Below are 18,836 nucleotides of genomic sequence, written 5' to 3'. Positions count from 1 at the left end.
GCGTGGCTGCGCAGTGTGGGAGTATGACGATTTCGCCCCGTTCGAGGTAGGTCTTGCCCCGTTCACAGGTGGCCTTTGTGAACGGCGGGGGAAATCGTGCCCACTTCCAGGGCAACCCCGTCCCGCTCAGGTAGGTCGAACTGTGCGGCGCGGAGGGGATCTTGAGCCTCGTCACGCCGCACTCCTCTGTCTCCACGACTTCCGGAGCCGATGTGTCCTCCCCGTCTCGTCCCTTCCGTACACGCACGCTCGCGACGGCCACCGCTGTCGCCCTGGCCGCCGGAGCCCTGCCGGCGCTGGCCTCCGCGGCGAGTGCCGCCCCCCAGCGGGCCGCCCACGAGGTGCGTGCCGACTTCAACGGCGACGGCTACGAGGACCTTGCCGTCGGCGCGCCGTACGCCACCGTCGGGGGCAAGACCCGCGCGGGCTACGTGGCCGTGCTGTACGGGTCCGCCGTGGGGCTTTCGGCGAGGAAGGTGTACTCGCAGGCCTCCGCGGGCGTCCCTGGCGCCGTCGAGGAGGGCGACCTGTTCGGCAGCCGGCTCACCACGGCTGACCTGGACGGCGACGGGTACACCGATCTGCTCGTCGAGTCCGGGAACGAACGCTGGAGCCAGGGCGGCATCGCCCGGCAGGGCAGCCGGACGGTGCTGTGGGGCGGTTCGAAGGGCGTCGATTCCGGCACGCTGCTGCCCGCCGAGGGCGCCGGTATCGGGCAGGCGTATCGGACCGTGGCCGGTGACTTCGACGGCGACGGGCACCAGGACCTGGCGCACAACGGCCGTGTGCTGTTCGGCCCGTTCGGGCGCGACGGCCGTCCGGCGAACACCCAGGACGGCGCGGACTTCAGCGACGGCGACCTGAACACGGTCGCTGCGGCGGTCGGGGACACCGACGGCGACGGCGTCGACGACATCGTGACGCTGGCCCGGACGTACGACCCGGACGACGAGGGCGACTACGGCACCTACGTGTACTACGCGCGGGGCGGCCATGACGGACTGCGGGCCCCGGTGCGGCTGTCGGACCTGACCGGGCCGCCCGCCGACACCGTGGCCCTCGGCGATCTCGACGGCGACCACCGGGCAGATCTCGTCGTCGGCGGGGCGTACCTGCGGATCGTCCACTCCGGCCCCCGCGGCCTCGTCGCCGGCGCTCCCCAGGTGATCACCCAGGACACGCCGGGAGTTCCGGGCAGCCAGGAGGCCGGGGACGAGTTCGGCCGGTCCGTTTCTGTCCGGGACGTCGACGGCGACGGCTGTGCGGACATCGTCGCGGGCATCCCGTACGAGGACTTCGGCCGGGTGCGGAACGCCGGCACTTTCGCCGTCGTACCGGGCGGCCGTTCGGGGGCGACCGGTGCCGGCACCAAGGTGTTCAGCCAGGACAGCACGGACGTGCCGGGGACCGCCGAGTCAGGGGACGCCTTCGGTTCCACCACGTACCTGGTGGACGGCAATGGCGACGGCAGGGCCGAGCCGGTGGTCGGTGCGCCTGGGGAGGACGCCGGCGCGGGCGCGCTCTGGGTGTTCCCGGGCCGAACGACTGCCCGAGGCTCCTTCGCCGTCACGGCCCGGACCCTCGGCACGGTCGCGACGGGCGCCGGACTCGGTGCCGCGCTCCCCGACTGAACCGCCCTTCCGCCTTCCTTCTGACCACGTCAGGACAGCCATGAAGTCTTCCTCGCGCCGTTCCGTACGTTCTCGCCGCATACGACTGGCCATCGCCACCGGGGTCGCCCTGACCGCCGGTCTCCTGTGGGTGCCCGCCGCCCAGGCGGGCACCTCCCCCACCACGCCCAGCAGCCGCCCTCTGCACGACGACTTCAACGGCGACGGCTACCCCGACCTCGCGATCGGTGCGCCCGGCACCGCCCTGGGCTCCCAGCAGAAGGCCGGGGCGATCACCGTGCTGTACGGCTCGTCGCGCGGGATGTCCACCTCCCGCAAGCAGTCGCTGACCTGGTCGCAGCGCACCGGCACGGCCGACCCGAAGCAGAGTTACGGCAGCGCGCTGCAGAGCGCCGACCTGGACGGCGACGGCTACGCCGACCTGCTGTCCCTGGTGGGCGGCTCCATCACCACCGGCGGTGGCACCCGTGCGTCGGGCCACTGGGTGACGGTGAACTGGGGCGGACCCAAGGGTCTGTCCGCCACACCGACGCCGCTGACGGCCACCACCGTCAGCGGCTACACCCTCGGCGACGTGGACGGCGATCATCACCCCGATCTGATCACTTGGGGCGCCCCGGTCGACCACCCCGAACAGCAGGTCTCCGTCGAGAAGGGTCCGTTCACCCGGGCCGGCGCGGGCGGGGCGGTCAGCACCCTGGACATCGCCTCCACGGACTTCATCCACCCGACGCTCGTCACCGCCGGCGACGTCAACGGCGACGGGATCGCCGACCTCGCCGTCGGCACGAGTTCCTCCGAGGAGTCGGACTCGCGCGGGGTGGCTGTGCTGCTCGGCTCCGAGACCGGATTCGGCCGTCCGACCTGGCTCAGGGACGGCATCGGCCGGATCGGCGGGGAGGACCTGGCGATCGGCGACCTGAACAGGGACGGTTACGGCGACATCGTCGTCGGTCACTCCTTCGACGGTTACGACAGCGACGTCGAGCTGCCCACCAAGGGCGGTGCGGTGATCGTCGTCTACGGCGGCCCGCAGGGCCTGTCCACGACCCGCAAGCCCGTTTGGATCAACCAGGACACGCCCGGGGTGCCGGGCGTGGGCGAATACGGCGACGGCATGGGCACGGGCCTGTCCATCGGTGACACCGACGGCGACGGCTACCCGGACGTGGCGACCGGTCTGCCCGGGGAGGATTTCGACGGGATCACCAATGCCGGCAGTGTGCTGGTGCTGCGCGGCAGCGCGAACGGGCTGACCGGCACCGGCGCCAAGGTGTTCAGCCAGAACACCACTGGGGTGCCCGGCACCGCCGAGAAGGGCGACCGGTTCGGCCTCTCGACCGCGCTGGTGGACGCCAATGCCGACCACAAGGCCGGGCTGGTCGTCGGCGACCCCATCGAGAATGCCTCCAACGGTTCGGTGTGGGTCTTCTCGGCGGGCTCCGGTGGGATCACCGCGGACGGGTCGTTCTCGTTCGGGGCCGCCACGGCCGGACTGCCCAACCATCAGGCCGAGTTCGGCGAGTCGCTGGACTGACCGGTCGCCCACACGAAGGCGCTCTGGCCGTTCGGGGCGCGCAGGCCGGGCCGGTCTGCCGGAGCGCGCCTCGAATGCCGTGCGTAGCCCAGGCGATGGCATCCGCAGCTGATGGCGGTCGCGCGGTGATCGATGCGGGAAGGCACCCTCCGTGGAACGCTACGACGTTGATCAGATGCTTGAGCTGGCGCTGACCCGGCTGAGGGTGCTGGCGGACATCAACTCCGCCCTGGCCGAGACCATGGATGCGAGGGAGGGGCTGCGTCGGGTCTGCAAGATTCTGGCGCGCCGCGTCGGGGACTGGTGTGCCTTCGACGTGCTGGCGGGCGATGAAGAGGTGCATCGCATCTGCGCGACGCGGACCGAGACCGCCTCCACATTGCTGGCGGAGGAGCGAACCACTCTGCCGGAGACTGCCACCGGTCCACTGGCCCGCGTCCTGCGCGGCGCGGGCCCTCTGCTCCTGACTCGTACCGATCTTCAAAATTCTGCTCCTCACCGCGACCCCTGGGACATCGCCGAGGAGCTGGGATACACGCGACAGGACGCGGTCAGCGCCATCATCGCCCCGCTCTGGGCCCGTCGGGAGGTACTCGGCGCCCTGACCGTCACACGATGCGGCGATCGTCCGTTGCTCGTTGCCGACGACGTGCGGTTGATCGACGACATCGTCCACCGCGTCGGCCTCGCCATCGACAATGCCCGTCTGCACCGGGAGACCCAGCACATCGCCGAGCGCCTGCAACGCTCGCTCCTGCCTCCCCTGCCTCACGTCGGCGCCCTGACCATGGCCGCCCGCTACGCCACCTCCTCCAGCGGCGCGCAGGTCGGCGGGGACTGGTACGACAGCTTCCTGCTGCCCAACGGCGACACCACCCTGATCATCGGCGACGTGACCGGCCACGATCTCCAGGCGGCGGTCACCATGAGCAAGCTGCGCAACATGCTCCGCGGCATCGCCTGCGACCGTCAGGAACCTCCCCACAAGATCCTTCAGCGCCTGGACGTCGCTCAGCACGCCCTGTATCCCGCAGCGACCGCCACGTGCCTCTACGCCCTCATCCACGGTCCCGAAGGCGGCCCATGGGAACTCGAACACTCCAGTGCCGGCCACCCCGCTCCCCTGCTCGTCACCAAGGACGGCGACACCCGCTACCTGGACGGCGGCCACGGGCACATGCTCGGCGCCAGCACCGACCTGCCCCGCACGAGCGCGACCGTGCCCCTTCCGGCCCAGTCCACCGTTCTCCTCTACACCGACGGGCTCATCGAGCGCCGCGGCGAGTCCATCGACCGCGGCTTCACCCGCCTGCGCCAACACGCCGCGGCCCTCGCCCGCGAATCCCCGGACACCTTCTGCGCGGAACTCCTCACCGGTCTTGCCTCCGACAACACCGACGACGTCGCCCTGCTCGCTCTGCGCCTGCCACCGGACGACCACTCCCCCGCAACGGCGTCCCGCGAGAGCTGACGGTTCGCGTGAACGCCATGCCGCGAGACGGCATGACGGCGTCCCGAGACAGCGCGAAACCGCCCCCACGCTTCGCCCTCACACTTGCCCTACCTATCGAGATTCGATAGATTTCTATCGCAACTCGTTGGAAGGGTGGGTCATGGGAAAGCTGACCGTGCGTGCGCTGCGCGCCGTGCTCGTGGTGGTGCTCGCCGGCACCGTGCTCGTACAGGCATTGATGATGTGGACGTTGATCAGTGGGAACGACCCGGAGGACGGGTCGCTCCCACTGACCCCGTTGCGCGTGATCACGATCCTGGGCATGGTGTCGGCCCAGGTCGCCGTGGTCAGCGTATGGAAGCTCGTGGCGATGGTGCGACGCGGAACCGTGTTCTCCCACGCCGCCTTCCGATACGTGGACCGCGTGATCGGCGCGATCGTGGCGGCCGCCCTCCTGTGGTTCGCGGTCACGGCCATCAACGCCCCGGGCCAGCGGGACGACCCGGGCGTCACCGTCATCATGGGCGGGATCGGCGTGGCCATCCTGGGGGTCGCACTCATCGTGCACGTGCTGCGGATGCTGCTCACCCAGGCCGTCGCACGCGACGTCGAAGCGGCGCAGATGCAGGCCGAGTTGGACGAGGTGATCTGATGCCGATCGCCGTCGACATCGACGTGATGCTGGCCAAACGCAAGATGTCCGTGGGAGAGCTCGCGGACCGCGTGGGGATCACGCCCGCCAACCTGGCGGTACTCAAGAACGGTCGCGCCAAGGCGGTGCGCTTCGCGACGCTCGCCGCGCTCTGCGAGGTGCTCGAGTGCCAGCCGGGCGACCTGCTGCGCTGGGAGGCCGAGAACGTCGCGGGCGCGTGAACCGTCCCGGCCTGCGCGGCATCGCGGGTCCCGCCCGTCTTCGACCGACTCCGCGAGCGCCCCGGGGCCGTTCTGGTGGGCCCCGAAATATGGCGCCGGTGCCGGTGCCGGCCCTCGTCGGGGGACGGGCACCAGCACCGGCGGGTGGGGTCAGCCGGCGAAGACGGTACGGGTTTCGAGGTACGCGTCGAGGCCGTGAATGCCGAACTCGCGGCCGAGGCCGGACATCTTGAAGCCGCCGAACGGCCTGGTGGGGTCGTCGACGATCTCGTTGATCATCACTCGCCCGGCGAGTATCCGATCGGCGACCGCGCGGGCGCGCTCCTTGTTCACGCCGTAGACGTAGGCGTGCAGACCGTATGCGACATCGTTGGCGATGGCGACGGCTTCTTCGTCGTCGCGATAGGTGATGACGGACAGGACCGGGCCGAAGATTTCTTCCTGGGCGATGGCCATGTCGTTGGTGACACCGACGAAGACGGTCGGCTTCACGTAGTTGCCCGCCTCATAACCCTCGGGCTTGCCTTCGCCACCGACCAGGATCTCGGCGCCCTCCTCGATGCCCTTGCGGATGTAGCTCTGAACCCGTTCGTAGTGCCCCTGCGACACCATCGGCTGGATGACCGTGTCGGGTGCCTGCGGATCACCGATCGCCAGGGCCTCGATCCCGGTCCTGATGGCGGTCTTGGCCTCCTCCAGCCGGCTTTCGGGAACGAGGATGCGGGTTCCGGCGATGCATGCCTGACCGGTGTTGAGCAGGCCGGCGGTGAGGGCGAACTGGATCGCCTTGTCCATGTCGGCGTCGTCGAGGACGATCGTGGGGGACTTGCCGCCGAGTTCGAGAGTGACGCGCTTCATCGTGTCGGTGGCGTCGCGGATGATCTGCTTGCCGACCTTGGTGGAGCCGGTGAAGGAGATCTTCTGGACGTCGGAGCTGTGGGTGATGGTGTTGCCGACGACCGGGCCGATGCCGTTGACCACGTTGATGACGCCGGGCGGCAGGTCGGCCTTCTCGAAGCACTCCATGAGGATCTGCGTTTGGAGTGTGCTCAGTTCGCTGGGCTTGACCACGACGGTGCATCCGGCGGCGAGCGCGGAGGCGGTCTTCCCGGCGATGAACCAGGGGTTGCCGTTCCAAGGGGTGATCAGACCTGCCACGCCGAGCGGCACCTTGGTGACGGTGGCGTTGCCGTATCTCTCCTCGAAGTTGTCCGCCTTGAGGACGTCCTGAGCCAGGAGGAAGAAGTCGCGGGCCTGACCGTTCATGTAGCCGGCGAAGAAGGCGGGGGCGCCGTACTCGGCGACGGTCATCGCGACCAGCTCGTCCATGCGCTCGGTCAGGGCGTCCGCGATGCGCTGGAGGTACCGCTTGCGTTCCTCCAGGGTGGTCGCGGACCAGGCGGGGAAGGCAGCCTTGGCCGCGGCGATGGCCCGCTCGGTGTCGACCTCGTCACCGAGGATCGAGCGGCCGATGAGTGCACCGGTCGCGGGGTTGTGGACGTCGACGGTGTCCTGGCCGTGCGAGTCGACGAAGCGTCCGTTGATGAGGTGCTGGCTAACGGTCTTCACGAAGGGTGTCCTTGAGTCTTTTGTGGGGCGGAAGAGAGCACGGTGGTTCGCTCTTCGGGCGGGGCGGTGGATTTCTTTGGCGCCGTACACGGATCCGGAGCAGGGAACGATGCGTCGGTCGCAGCGGCGGGTTGGTCAGACCGTGAGGACGAGGCGTCCCGGGACCTCGCGCGCCTCCAGGCGGCGGTGTGCCTCCGCGGCCTGGGACAGGGGCAGTTCGTCCACACGCAGCGTCAGTTCTCCGCGGGCGAGGAGGTCGACGACCTTTTCGGCGGCGGGCCGGGCGGCATCCGGGTGGGCCGCGAGGTAGGGGCCCACCGCGAAGCCGAGCATGGCCGCGTTTCGATGCCACAGGTCGTCGCCGGTCAGCGGGGTGTCGGGGGTCCGGGCGGCATGGCCCACCAGGAGGATGCGGCCGAGCTGGGCCAGGACGTCCAGGCTGGCAGTGCGTACATCGCCGCCGACCGGGTCGACGACCACGTCGGCCGGCCTGCCGGCCAGCTCCTTGACGAACCGCTCGCTGGTGAACACCTCGTCCAGACCCAGATGTTCAGTGTCCTTGATGCGGGCCGGCGAGGAGACGGTGCCGACCACGCGGGAGGCGCCCAGTGACCGGGCGACCGCGGGGAAGGTGGCGGCCAGACCGCCGGCCACGCCGTGCACGAGCACGCTCTCGCCCTTCTGGAGGTGCGCCACCCGGGTGAGGGCCAGATAGGCGGTGGTGGCGTTGGGCAAGGCCGAGACGGCCTGCGCGGGGTCCACACCGGAACCCTTGAGGGAGACGGTCATGGCCACGTCGGCCAGGGTCACCGAGGCATAGCCGCCCAGGCTCATCTGCGACAGGGTGACCACCGGCTCACCGACCTGGAACCCGGTCACCCCCGGGCCCAGCGCGCGGACGGTCCCGGCGGCCTCCAGACCGGGCACGAGAGGCGGCTGCGCCATGCCGGACCGTCCCGCGAGGTCCCCGCGGCGGAAGAACAGGTCCACCAGGCCCACCGCTGCGTGGGTGGTGTCGATGGTGAGCTGGCCCGGGCCGGGCCGGGGCTCGGGAAGCTCCGTCTCGGTGAGAACCTGCGGCCCGCCGAATTCATTGATGGTGATCGCACGCATGGTGCACTCCGTACTTCGTCGTTTCCGTACGGCCGTCACTGCGGATCTTTCACAGTCCGGGCGGCCGTCGCCCCGCAAGAGGCATCCCTGGCATCTCTTCGGTGGCGACGTCGAAAACGTAACGCAAGCATGTTGCGTTGTCAACGCAACGACCTTGCGTTGCGAGAAGGGGGGGGGCGACCTCCTGCAACGCACGTCGATTGCGTTACCGTATTGGGCATGACAAAGCCCGGCTTCCAGCGCGCCTACTCCTCCGAGCACAAGGCGCAGCGAGCCGCCGACCTGATGGAGGCGGCCCGGGCCCTCGCCGCCCGCGACGGCGTTCGCGGGGTCACCCTCACCGCGATCGCTCAGCACGCGGGCGTCCACGTCTCGGCCGTACGCCGCTACTACGCCTCTCGCGAGGAGATCCTGCTCAACCTCGCCGAAGAGGGTTACGAGGACTGGTCACGAGCCGTCACAGCGCAGCTGTCCCGCCGCAGCGACCTGACCTGCGCGGAGCTGACACGCGCGCTGGTCGCGCCTCTCGCCGAGCGTCCCCTGTTCTGCGACCTGCTCACCCATGTCACCCTGAGCCTCGAACGCGAGGTCACCTATGAACGCGTCCGCACCTTCAAACACGCCGCCGGCAACGCCGTGGCAGTCGTCACCGGCGCCATCTGCACGGCAAGCACTTTCGACCGCGACCAGGCCCAGGAACTCGTCGTCGCCACCATCGCCCTGACCGCGCCACTGTGGCAGGCCGGGCATCCGGGGGAGAACCTCGCCCGGCTGTACCGGGAAGAACCCGCCGTCGCGCACATCGGCATCGACTTCGAACCCACCCTCACCCGCCTCCTCACCGCCCTCTGCGACGGCCTCACCCGCAACGGGAGCTGAGCCGGCCCTTCTTCACCCACCCCGACTCGCCGGACACCCGCCGGGCCGGGCGAGGGCCCTCGTCGAGAATCCGGCGGCTGCCACGCTTGTGGGCACTGCGATCGGCGACCCGTCGCGCCGGCCATCGAACCCGGGCTCCTCCCCCGCGTTCCCGCCCGCCGTGGCCTGCTGAAGCGGCTGCACGATCACCGTCAACGCGTCGGCACGCCTCGAAACGCGCTCGTTCGGGAGCGTTTCCGGCGCCGGCGTCGTCTACAGTGCAGTAGACGGTCTACTTATCTGTAGTCGGTCGTGTCGTCCTGTTCGACCTGATCGGGTCGTCCGCGGGAAAGGATTTTGACCCTATGGCCACACCGGACCCGGCCTCCGCACACGAACCGGGCCACGCGCGCCTCCGGCTGGTCGTCCCCCTCGGGCCACAGCATCACAGGCACCCTCACCGCCGGTCTGCTGATCACCTCGGCGACCCTGAGGGCTCCGCACCGAGCGACGGCGGTGCGGCCGGCCTTCGGCACGCGTCGGCCCGGTGGCCGCGTGGATCGTTCATCGCGGGCACGACTCCCCGCCCGGCCGAGGGAGACCCCCATGCGCTCCAAGATCCTGATCGTTGAGGACGACCACGCCCTGCGCGACGCACTGCGCCGCGGACTGTCCGACGACTTCGACCCCCTGCCCGCCCCCGACGGAGCGATGGCCCTGCGCCTGGCGACCCCCGCCGTCTCGGCCGCAGTCCTGGACATCGGACTGCCCGACGCAGACGGCCGCGACGTATGCCAGGCCATGCGAGCCAACGGCTTCCCAGGCCCCGTGATCTTCCTGACCGCCCGCCACCAGCTCACCGACCGGCTGTCCGGATTCTCCGCCGGCGGCGACGACTACCTGCCCAAACCCTTCCACCTCGCCGAACTCGCCGCCCGCCTCAGAGCCGCACTCAAAAGATCCACCCCACCGACCCCGGCCACGACCGGCGACCTGGTCCTGGACGCCGTGAACCACACCATGACCGCCCACGGCACACCGGTCACCCTGTCCCCCACCGAATTCCGGGTCCTGGCCACACTCATCGCCGCAGACGGTGCGATCGTGCGCCGCATCGACCTCGTCCGCGCCGGCTGGCCCGACGGCGCACACGTCAGCGACAACACCCTCGACCAGTACCTGACCCGACTCCGCCGCAAACTACGCCAGGCAGGCAGCACCCTGACCCTCGGCACAGCCCGCGGGATCGGACACCGCCTGACATGAACCACCCCCCGCGCCACCTGACCCCCCGCACCCTGCGCGGCCGACTCTCCCTCGTGGCACTGACCACCGCTGCACTGCTGATGACGGTCCTGACCGTGGTGTTCAACGTGGTGATGGACCGGCACCTGCAACACCAGGCGGACAGCGAACTGCACACCCGGGCGGACGCGGTGGCCACCACCGTCGACACCAGCGGCAGCCGGGTGCGGGTCCTGGAGACCGCCAACGACCGGCTCCTCGACTCGAACGTGTGGGTCTACGCAAGCGGGCGACTGCTGGAGAAGCCGCCCTCTGCCGGGGCCGACAGTCAGCTGACCGAGGCCGCGGACCGGCTGGCCGCGCAGCGCCCGTACGCCTGCACGACGGTCCAGGACCGTCAGCCCGTCCGGCTGTGCGCGCTGGCCGTGGCCGGCCGCCATGCCGCCGAGGTCGTCACCGCCCTGGACCTCGGCCCGTACCGGAGCTCCGCCGACACCCTGCTGTTGGGCTCCCTGGTCCTGGACGCCGTGATGCTCGGGTGCACGTACGTGCTCACCCGCCTGTCCGTCGGCCGGGCGCTGCGTCCCGTGCGGACCATGACCGACCAGGCCGCCCAGTGGAGTGCCGTGGGCTCGGACGACCGTTTCGGCGCCGCGCACCAACCGGCCGAACTCACCGATCTGGGCGCCTCACTCGACGCCCTCCTGGACCGCATACGCACCGTGCTGCGGCACGAGCAACAGCTGACCGGGGAGTTGTCCCACGAACTGCGCACCCCGCTCACCCGGATCGTCATCGAGCTCGACTGGCTACAGGCCCGGCCCCGCTCCGCCGACGAGATCCGTGCGGCCCAGGTGGTAATGGCCGAGGCCGCGCAGTCCATGCGCACGATCTGCGACACGCTGCTCGACGACGCCCGCGAGAGTGCCCTGAACCCGGCGACGGTTCCCGGCACCACCGACGTCGTACCCGTCCTGCAGCGCCTGCTCAAGGACACCGAGGATCCGAAGCGGCTGAAGACCATGCTGGAGACCGAGGATCCGGTGCTGCGGGCGGCGGTCGCGCCCGCTCTGCTCGAACGGATCCTCAGTCCCTTGCTGGCCAACGCCGCCCGCTACGCCGAGTCCACTGTGACCGTGTCCGCGCGGACCATGCCCGGCGCAGTGGGCATCGACGTCGTCGACGACGGTCCGGGCGTGCCGGAGGCGTTCGTCGGCGAGTTGTTCCGGCCGGGGCAGCGTGCCGACGCCGATGACGGACACGACGGGGCGGGGCTCGGACTTCCGCTCGCGCGGCGCCTGGCCCGTGCCGTCGGCGGCGAGGTCCTTTACGACGCCACCTACGCTTCCGGGGCCAGATTCACCGTCAGTCTGCCCGCCGGCGGCTGACCTGCCCCCGTTTCGTGCCCGCCGCGGTGCTGCCCCTGCGCTCCTGCGCCTGGGCAAGGACCATCAGGCCGAACAGAACGGCAACGAGGACGGCCGACGAACCCGCGGTACCGAGGTCAAGACCGCCCTTGGCGACCGGCTTCGTGAGGAAGTCTCCCGCCGTCGCACCGAGAGGACGGGTGAGGACGAAAGCAATCCAGAACAGCAGCACGTTCGGCACCGTGGGCACCTTCGTCAGCGCGAGGAGCAGCGCGAGTACGCCGGTCACGAGCAGCGCGCCCCCTGCGTAGCCGAGGCCGGAGCTGTCGGACAGGAAGTCGCCCATCGAGGTGCCGAGCGTGTTGGACACCAGGATCGCGGACCAGAACAGGGCCTCGCCGCGGAAACTGACGATGTCACGGATCTGGAACGTCATCCCGCTCAGTTTCCAGGCGAAGAAGATGGCCAGGAGGATCGAGATCAGGATGGCCGCTCCGGCCGGGTAGCCCAGGCCGAGGCCCTGCGGTCCCCAGCCGAGCGAAGTGGCGCCGTCGGAGAGGTACCTGGCGCTGGCGTCGCGGTTCATGAAGTCGGACATCGTGGTGCCGGCCATGCTGGTCGACAGGATCACGGTCCAGTAGAAGAACGGGTTGTAGCGGCGGGACCGCAGCTGGACGACCAGGGTCACCACAAAGATCGCGAACAGCGCGATCGTGGTGAGGAAGTAGCCGAGTTTCAGGGTCTGCGCGAAGAGGTCGCCCGCTGTCTCGCCGAGAGTCGTCGCGGCGATCTTCATGATCCAGAATGCCAGTGTGACCTCTGGCAGTTTCTTCATCACCGCAGTGGTCGACATGCTCGCCGCGTCGGCGCCGTTGAGAACCTCTGGTTTCTCCACGTGATGCTCCTGATCGTGCCGAACGGCAGAGCGCCCGCCCCGAGACGCGGGCGAGCGCTCTGCTTGGATGAGCCGACCACACATAGCAGCCAGCATGTCGACCGTGACACAGCGAGCCTGAACGCGGCCTGAATGCCTGTCGGAGGATCAGGCCACCTGCCGAGCTCCCGACTCCGGATCGGTGACGTCCTTGCGGGAAACGGCCAGATACACCACCAGTGCGAGGATCACTGCCAGGAACAGCACGCTGGTCACCACGGTGCCCAGGCCCAGGCCACCGTCCGCGGACGGCTGGGACAGGTAGTCACCGATCGAGGCGCCGAGCGGGCGGGTCAGGATGTAGGCGATCCAGAAGCTCCACACCGCGTCGAGGCCCAGCGCGAAGTGCGCGACGGCCACAGCGCCGATCGCCAGGGCGAAGAGCACCGCGGACAGCCAGTAGCCGAGATCCATGCGCTCGGAGACCAGGTCCCCGGCAGCCGTGCCCAGAGCGAACGTGAACAGGACGGCGAGCCAGTAGAAGGACTCACGGCTGGTGGTGTCGATGTGATGGATGGACAGCGTCCGCTCACGCCGGTACCAGACCGCGAAGACCACCGCGAGAATCACGGCGAACACCGTGGTGCTGGTCTCCAGGGGCACGCCCAGGTTGTCGGTGAGGTTGTCGCTGATCAGCGTACCGACGACGCTGATCAGAGCCACGGCCGCCCAGTACACGCCCGCCCGGTAGGCCTTCGTGCGGAACTGGACGACCAGGACCACCGCCAGAACCGCGCTCATCAGCACCGACACACCCGTCAGGCCCAGTCCGGCCTTCTCGGCCAACAGGTCCGCCGCGGTCTCTCCGACCGTCGTGCACAGTACTTTGATCACCCAGAAGTAGGCGGTGACCTCGGGCACCTTGTTCCAACGCAGTCGGTGACCGGAAGACGGGGCAACCGGGCTTCCCGCCCCGGCTATCGCCGAGGAATTGGACGTCTCATATGTCATGGGACGTGACCGTGCCACCACGCACCTGAACGCATCCTGACTGCCGCCGAGCGCCGTCTCCCGGCTGATCGGCCTCGAACTGATCCGTTCCCGCCAGACCCGCCAGACAGGCATCAGCGCCTGAAGCCCTCAACGGCAGCACCATCGGCACGGGCTCCGCCCGCCGTCCTACCACTGCCTGGATTCTTTGGGTGCAGCGACCCCCGCGAGCCGAAGGCAATTGATTATGCGTCAGACGGAGCCTGAGTGACGCCCGTTGAGGCGGTGACCGAGACCGCCTGCAGCGCCGCCCTCACCAGCACAGGCCCACCGCGGCCGAGTTGAGCAGCCAGTCACAACCATCGCGCCCCACTGGCAACGCGCACCTCCTGGCCAGCACAATCACGTCATGGACGCAGGACTTGCAGGACTCCTCGGTGGCGTCATCGGCGCCGCCGTAGGCGCAGTCGGCGCTACGGCATCCGCGTGGATCACCGGAAGGAAGGCAGAGCAACAGGCAAAGATCCAGTCCGAGACGCAGTTGGGGCAAGCACGCCTTCAACTGGATGCTGAACGGACTCGCGGTCTTCGCGAATCACGCAAGAGCGCCTACCTGGCCTTCGCTGAAGGCTGGAGTCAAGTCCATGGGACATTGGCCGAGGCAGCCATCAAACTGGGAGGCATCGCGCCAAGCGACCCTCCCGAAGAACGCGAAGAGCGCCGTCAGGCCGCACGTCGCCTCTGGAATGAAGCACGTGCTCTGCACCGCCACCTCAACCGCCTTCTGCACGTCATTTATGTCGAAGGTCCGAGCCGAACGGCCGGCGCGGCGCCGGCGGCAAGCAGCGCCCGGGCCGTGGCACAGGCGGCAAGCGGCGCCCTGGCGGCAGCGCAGGCGGCCACTGGCGCCTTGGCGTCGGATTTCAGCGGTGTCATGGACTGGTTGCACGCGATTGACCATGGGACAGAAACACCACAGCACGGGGCGGAGTCGGAAAGAGCGCACGGCGAGGCATACGGCAAGCTCCTGGAGTTCCTCTATGCCTCCGCGGATGCCGTCATGCAGGACACACCAGACCTCCGGGAACCGTGAGCCGAGGGCGTTCGGACGGTTCCCGTACTCGACTCCTTTCGCGGATTCACGGACAGTGCAGCACCCACAGCTTTGGCGGTGGTCGCGACATCGCACAACCCGCAGAACCAGGAGGGGCCCGAGCCCCTGAAGCGAAGGTGGCGGCCATCGCGTGCGTCACAGGAGCGGGGTCCGGGTCTCGGCGGTGGTGCCCGCGTTCGGCATCGGCCTGATGGCGACGCCGGGCCGCCGGCCCGCCGTCCTCGCAGCCGCTCACGGCAGCCTCGCGCACACCTGAGCGAACCTCCGCGTGAACACCGACCACGTCGAGACCGCCGCGTCCTCGGCGGCCACGGCCTCGGCGTGCAGCCGGTCCCTGTCGAAGCCCTGGCGGGCCAGCTGTTCCCTGTCCCAACCCGCGATCCGTTCGGCCTCCGCCTCCGGGTGGAACTGCACACCCCAGGCCCGCGCCCCGACCCGGAACGCCTGGTGGGGGCAGGACGCGCTGGAGGCCAACCAGGCTGCTCCCGGCGGGAGTTCGGTGATCGCGTCGACGTGCCGCTCGATCGCGGGCACCGTCGCCCCGAGCCCGTGCAGCAGCGGATCGTCGGCGGCTTCGGGGCGCAGCCGGATCTGCGTGGTCCCGAACGCGGGCTGCCCGTGACGCGCCCGCACGCTGCCGCCCGCGACCTGTGCGAGCAACTGGCCACCGAGGCAGATGCCGAGGACGGGCGTGCCGTCGTCCAGCGCCTGCGCGACGAGGCGGCGGGTGGCGGGGAGCCATGGCGCGCGCTCGTCGTCGTCCGGCAGGAAGCCGCCGCCGAGCACGAGAAGCGGCCTGCCGTCGAGAGTCCGGGGCAGGGCCTCACCCTCGTAGGGACGCAGCACTTCTAGGCCGACTCCCGCCTGGACCAGCCAGGTCCCGACTCGTCCGGGGCCGCCGCTCGTGGTGTTCTGTACGACCACGGCGGTCGGCGGGCCCGGTGCGTGCGAGGGCGTCATCGTCTCAGCTCCCCTGCTCGGCATCTGCGTTCCCTGCGTCGGTCTCTACGCTGATCACGGCAGCAGATCAGGGTGCGACACGCGACGTCAACGGTCCATCCGCCACCCTGCTCCGAGAGCCATGTCCCGCATCGCGACCCGGCAGGGAGGCGAGGCCGACATACTCGAGGAGATCTTCTGCCTCTGGATCGCCCGGAGCCTCTACGGGTCAGTCCTGGCGGATCTCGTCGTCTCCACCCAGGTTCAAGCAGCCGCCCCCGACCGGTCACAGCCCGGCGTGCCAGTCCCGCTCCAGGTCCGCTGTGCCCATTACGCTGCGAGGACGTCCAACCTGATGTCCCTGATACTGCGTGCATGGCCGCACGGCGACGGCCTTTCACGTCGGGCCGGATGGCACAGCCGCCGTGTGCAGGAAGGGTGTGCCATGAGGTCCCCGGACGTGGAACTGCGGGAGATCACCGACGACAACCGGGACGCCGTTCGTGCCCTCCGCGTCCGACGCCGCCAGAAGCAGTTCGTCGCCTCCGTGTCCAGATCGCTCAAGGAGGCGGCCAAGAAGCCGGAGACCAATCCCTGGTACCGCGCCATGTATGTCGGCGACGAGCCGGTCGGCTTCGTGATGCTGTCGTGGAAGCCGCCTGCTGGTCCCTACCAAGGCCGACACTTCATCTGGCGCCTCCTGGTCGACAAGCGGCACCAGCGGCGAGGGATCGGCCGGGAGACGCTCACCCAGATCGCCGCCCTGGTTCGCGCCGACGGCGCCACCGAGCTGCTGACCAGCTACGATCCCGGCGACGGCGAACCGTGGCCCTTCTACCAGAAGTTCGGTTTCGAGCCCACCGGGGAGATCGACGACGGCGAGATCGTCCTTCGGCTCGCGCTTCCCGCCCAGTGAGCACAGCTGGCAGACAGTCTCCTGACGGTCGCGCGACCCAGGCTCGCCCCGCACCGGTGCCGTCCGTCCCTGCTGACACACTGCTCCCATGGACACCACGCCCGAGCAGATCAGCTCCCGGACCGCCGCCGCATGGACGGTGGCGCTCGCGGTCCTCGGAGGATTCACCGGCCTCGCCTGGGGCGGGCCGTTTCTCGCCGTCACCTGCGGCCTTTCCCTGGGCGGCGGCGCCGCCGTGGGCACGGCCCTGTCCCGCCGTCGCATCGTCGCAACCATTCGGCAAGGCCGAGGGGAGGCCGCCGCCCTCGGGTACGCGGACGGCATCGCCGACATGATGGTGCTGGGGATATCCGCGTACAGCGCCTCCGTCTTTCCGCTGTCCGGCCCCGACGCGGTGGACGCCGCCGAGCGCAGGGCGCGCCGCAACGCCGCCTACCAACTCACGGCCGCCGACGGGCTTCCCCATCACATTCGCGAGGCAGCGGCCGCCGCGCTCAAGGCGATCGACGAGCGGCACGACCGCGAATCCCGGTCCGCCATCGAAGACCTCATGAAGGCCGTCCAAGAGCAGCGCCGCGCCACCTGACGCAGCACGAGCGGGACGACTATCCCTCCACGCCTCATGCAGGCCGGCCGTACGCCGTAACAGCGAGGCTGCGAGGGGCGAAAATCCCTGCGGCCCAGGGATGCGTGTCCCTGCCTCGCGCGACGGCTGTCGACCGCGCCGGTTGTTGTCGATTCAGTGGGAGGTGTTGCCTGGCGAGACCATTGACGTGATGCGTATCACCGTGCGGGTGCTTCGGGTTGAGCATGCGCGATCATGTCCGGATGGACGCTCGTTTCCTTGGCATCACTGAGCTGGTCGAAACTCCGTCCGTGGCGGTCGTCGTCGACGTCATGCGGGCTTTCACCGTGGCCGCCTGGGCGTTTGCCCAGGGAGCGGAGAAGATCGTTCTTGCCGAGTCGCTGGACGAAGCCCTGGCGCTCAAAGCTCGCCACCCGGATTGGGTGGCACTCAAGGACGGTCCGCCCGCACCCGGGTTCGGCGCCGTCAACTCGCCGGGCCTGCTGAGGTCGGTCGACCTCGGCGGACGGACCGTGGTGCAGAAGACCACGGCTGGAACGGTCGGCGCCCTCGCGGTCAAGGAGGCGTCGCTGGTGCTGTGCGCCGGCTTCGTGGTGGCGGAGGCAACGGCTCGCGTCTTGCGGACGCGCCAGAGTGACAGGGTCACGTTCGTGGTCACCGGCGAAGACGGCCAGGCTGATGAGGATCTGGCGTGTGCTCAGTACATCGCTCGGAGGGCCACGGAGGCTGGGACGCCTGCTGCTGAGTACCTTCGCCGCGCTGCCGAGTCGCGCGCCGCTGCCGAGCTGACGGAGGGGGTGCGTCAAGGAGTCCATCCCGATGACGTCGCACTCTGCCTCGAGCTCGACCGTTTTCCCTTCGCCATGGTGGCGGCCTTGGAGGGCCCGCTCATGGTCCTGCGTCAGTGCGCCGCGCCTTCACCGGCCGACGAGACTTCGTTCTGATCGTTGGTGAGGTCCGACTCTCTCCATGCACATGTGGGAGTCAACCTCCGGGCGGCTCGACGGGCCGCACTGAACTTGCCAAGTGGCCTGCGGCAACCGTGGATGGCCCGGGTTGGCGATCAGCCGGTGAGGTGCGCGGGGTCGCGGCGGCTCCAAGGAATTCGACTTCATGACCTTGCAGGCGCCCAGCTCTCTCCCTGCGCCGACTCCGACGGGCGAAAGACCAGCCTTGCGCCATCCGAGTCATGGCCCAGCCACGCCTCCACAACCCGCAGGCCAGGAAGCCGACATCGCGTTCAGCTCAGGGCCTACTCCATCGAACACGTCTTGGCAGGTATACATCCACAACACGGCGAACGTCCCGGCTACGTACAACGCCTCCGCCTTTTGCGCGGACGTCGCGAGCTGAGGGTCGGTTCCGACCATCGAACGTGTCCACCCGCATCAGGAACGTGACATGTCCTGATACCCCTCCAAGGCCAGCGACTCTGAGGGACGGCTCCGCGCCTGCTGAGGACTCCTGACACGTCGCCAGCAGATGACGGCACAGCCGAGGGAGTCGTCGGCCTTGTCCCTGACTGCGAGATGCACCGCCGCCGGTGTCGGGAGCCGAGTTGCACCGCAGGTCCGACTCCCGATCCGGAGTGGTGAGGTCAGCCTGCGATCCGCGGTGGGGGGCGAGGCGGTATGGCCGGTGTTCAGGACCTGGTGGAGCCGCCCAGTGGAATCGTGGTCGATCTCGCCCTGCACCCTGACCGCTCGACAACGCGGGCCTGTTGGCCGACGCGATGGTCGAGCGACGGGGTACCAGTGGCGCAGCGCTTGAC

18 protein-coding genes are annotated in these 18,836 nt (G+C 69.4%); 13 read left to right on the top strand and 5 right to left on the bottom strand.

What is annotated here, in order from left to right:
* Positions 1-212 precede the first annotated feature (212 nt).
* From ABEB03_RS21760 to ABEB03_RS21740, 5 genes are all read left to right on the top strand, one after another.
* Complete coding sequence (locus ABEB03_RS21760) at positions 213-1,631, top strand: VCBS repeat-containing protein (RefSeq protein WP_345651730.1); 1,419 nt, start codon at positions 213-215, stop codon at positions 1,629-1,631.
* 40 nt (positions 1,632-1,671) lie between these two features.
* Positions 1,672-3,168 carry an FG-GAP-like repeat-containing protein gene (locus ABEB03_RS21755; RefSeq protein ID WP_345651725.1) on the top strand — a complete coding sequence of 499 codons (1,497 nt, stop codon included), beginning with the start codon at positions 1,672-1,674 and terminating at the stop codon, positions 3,166-3,168.
* Positions 3,169-3,343: 175 nt separating this feature from the next.
* Complete coding sequence (locus ABEB03_RS21750; RefSeq protein ID WP_345651722.1) at positions 3,344-4,639, top strand: PP2C family protein-serine/threonine phosphatase; 1,296 nt, start codon at positions 3,344-3,346, stop codon at positions 4,637-4,639.
* A 142-nt stretch (positions 4,640-4,781) separates the two neighbouring features.
* Complete coding sequence (locus tag ABEB03_RS21745; protein ID WP_345651719.1) at positions 4,782-5,273, top strand: DUF2975 domain-containing protein; 492 nt, start codon at positions 4,782-4,784, stop codon at positions 5,271-5,273.
* On the top strand, positions 5,273-5,494 hold the full coding sequence (locus ABEB03_RS21740; protein ID WP_345651716.1) for a helix-turn-helix domain-containing protein: 222 nt from the start codon (positions 5,273-5,275) through the stop codon (positions 5,492-5,494). The genes ABEB03_RS21745 and ABEB03_RS21740 overlap by 1 nt, the downstream gene beginning before the upstream one ends.
* Before the next feature lie 150 nt (positions 5,495-5,644).
* Here ABEB03_RS21740 and ABEB03_RS21735 read toward each other — a convergent pair whose 3' ends face one another.
* Both ABEB03_RS21735 and ABEB03_RS21730 read right to left on the bottom strand, forming a co-directional pair.
* Positions 5,645-7,063, bottom strand: coding sequence for an aldehyde dehydrogenase family protein (locus tag ABEB03_RS21735; protein ID WP_345651713.1), 1,419 nt, complete (start codon positions 7,061-7,063; stop codon positions 5,645-5,647).
* A 135-nt stretch (positions 7,064-7,198) separates the two neighbouring features.
* A complete protein-coding gene (locus tag ABEB03_RS21730; protein ID WP_345651710.1) occupies positions 7,199-8,176 on the bottom strand; it encodes a quinone oxidoreductase family protein in 978 nt (325 codons plus the stop codon).
* Positions 8,177-8,395: 219 nt separating this feature from the next.
* Here ABEB03_RS21730 and ABEB03_RS21725 point away from each other — a divergent pair, with 219 nt between their 5' ends.
* The 3 genes from ABEB03_RS21725 (at position 8,396) to ABEB03_RS21715 (ending at position 11,667) form a co-directional block, all read left to right on the top strand.
* Positions 8,396-9,055, top strand: coding sequence for a TetR/AcrR family transcriptional regulator (locus tag ABEB03_RS21725; RefSeq protein WP_345651707.1), 660 nt, complete (start codon positions 8,396-8,398; stop codon positions 9,053-9,055).
* A gap of 585 nt (positions 9,056-9,640) precedes the next feature.
* The gene (locus tag ABEB03_RS21720) at positions 9,641-10,300 is read left to right on the top strand and encodes a response regulator transcription factor (protein WP_345651704.1); all 660 of its coding nucleotides are present in this window, start codon (positions 9,641-9,643) and stop codon (positions 10,298-10,300) included.
* Positions 10,297-11,667: a sensor histidine kinase gene (locus ABEB03_RS21715; protein ID WP_345651701.1), complete on the top strand. Its 1,371-nt coding sequence runs from the start codon at positions 10,297-10,299 to the stop codon at positions 11,665-11,667. The genes ABEB03_RS21720 and ABEB03_RS21715 overlap by 4 nt, the downstream gene beginning before the upstream one ends.
* Here the strand turns inward: ABEB03_RS21715 and ABEB03_RS21710 are convergent.
* Positions 11,645-12,541: a COG4705 family protein gene (locus ABEB03_RS21710; protein WP_345651697.1), complete on the bottom strand. Its 897-nt coding sequence runs from the start codon at positions 12,539-12,541 to the stop codon at positions 11,645-11,647. The genes ABEB03_RS21715 and ABEB03_RS21710 overlap by 23 nt on opposite strands.
* Positions 12,542-12,688: 147 nt before the next feature.
* Positions 12,689-13,531: a COG4705 family protein gene (locus tag ABEB03_RS21705; RefSeq protein ID WP_345651693.1), complete on the bottom strand. Its 843-nt coding sequence runs from the start codon at positions 13,529-13,531 to the stop codon at positions 12,689-12,691.
* Between the two features lie 388 nt (positions 13,532-13,919).
* Between ABEB03_RS21705 and ABEB03_RS21700 the strand changes: the two genes are divergently transcribed.
* Complete coding sequence (locus tag ABEB03_RS21700; RefSeq protein ID WP_345651689.1) at positions 13,920-14,603, top strand: hypothetical protein; 684 nt, start codon at positions 13,920-13,922, stop codon at positions 14,601-14,603.
* A gap of 151 nt (positions 14,604-14,754) precedes the next feature.
* Complete coding sequence (locus ABEB03_RS21695) at positions 14,755-14,880, top strand: hypothetical protein (protein WP_345651686.1); 126 nt, start codon at positions 14,755-14,757, stop codon at positions 14,878-14,880.
* Here ABEB03_RS21695 and ABEB03_RS21690 read toward each other — a convergent pair.
* The gene (locus tag ABEB03_RS21690; protein ID WP_345651683.1) at positions 14,856-15,584 is read right to left on the bottom strand and encodes a type 1 glutamine amidotransferase; all 729 of its coding nucleotides are present in this window, start codon (positions 15,582-15,584) and stop codon (positions 14,856-14,858) included. The genes ABEB03_RS21695 and ABEB03_RS21690 overlap by 25 nt on opposite strands.
* A gap of 424 nt (positions 15,585-16,008) precedes the next feature.
* On the opposite strand from ABEB03_RS21690, the gene ABEB03_RS21685 reads away from it, so the two are divergent.
* The 3 genes from ABEB03_RS21685 (at position 16,009) to ABEB03_RS21675 (ending at position 18,009) form a co-directional block, all read left to right on the top strand.
* The gene (locus ABEB03_RS21685; protein ID WP_345651680.1) at positions 16,009-16,479 is read left to right on the top strand and encodes a GNAT family N-acetyltransferase; all 471 of its coding nucleotides are present in this window, start codon (positions 16,009-16,011) and stop codon (positions 16,477-16,479) included.
* Between the two features lie 88 nt (positions 16,480-16,567).
* Entirely contained in the window at positions 16,568-17,065 is a 498-nt protein-coding gene (locus ABEB03_RS21680; RefSeq protein ID WP_345651677.1) for a hypothetical protein, read from the top strand.
* Between the two features lie 242 nt (positions 17,066-17,307).
* Entirely contained in the window at positions 17,308-18,009 is a 702-nt protein-coding gene (locus ABEB03_RS21675) for a 2-phosphosulfolactate phosphatase (protein ID WP_345651675.1), read from the top strand.
* The last annotated feature ends 827 nt before the right edge of the window (positions 18,010-18,836 follow it).

The sequence above is a fragment of the Streptomyces siamensis genome (assembly GCF_039543605.1).
Lineage (GTDB): Bacteria > Actinomycetota > Actinomycetes > Streptomycetales > Streptomycetaceae > Streptomyces > Streptomyces siamensis.
This window is presented reverse-complemented; position numbering and strand designations above follow the sequence as displayed.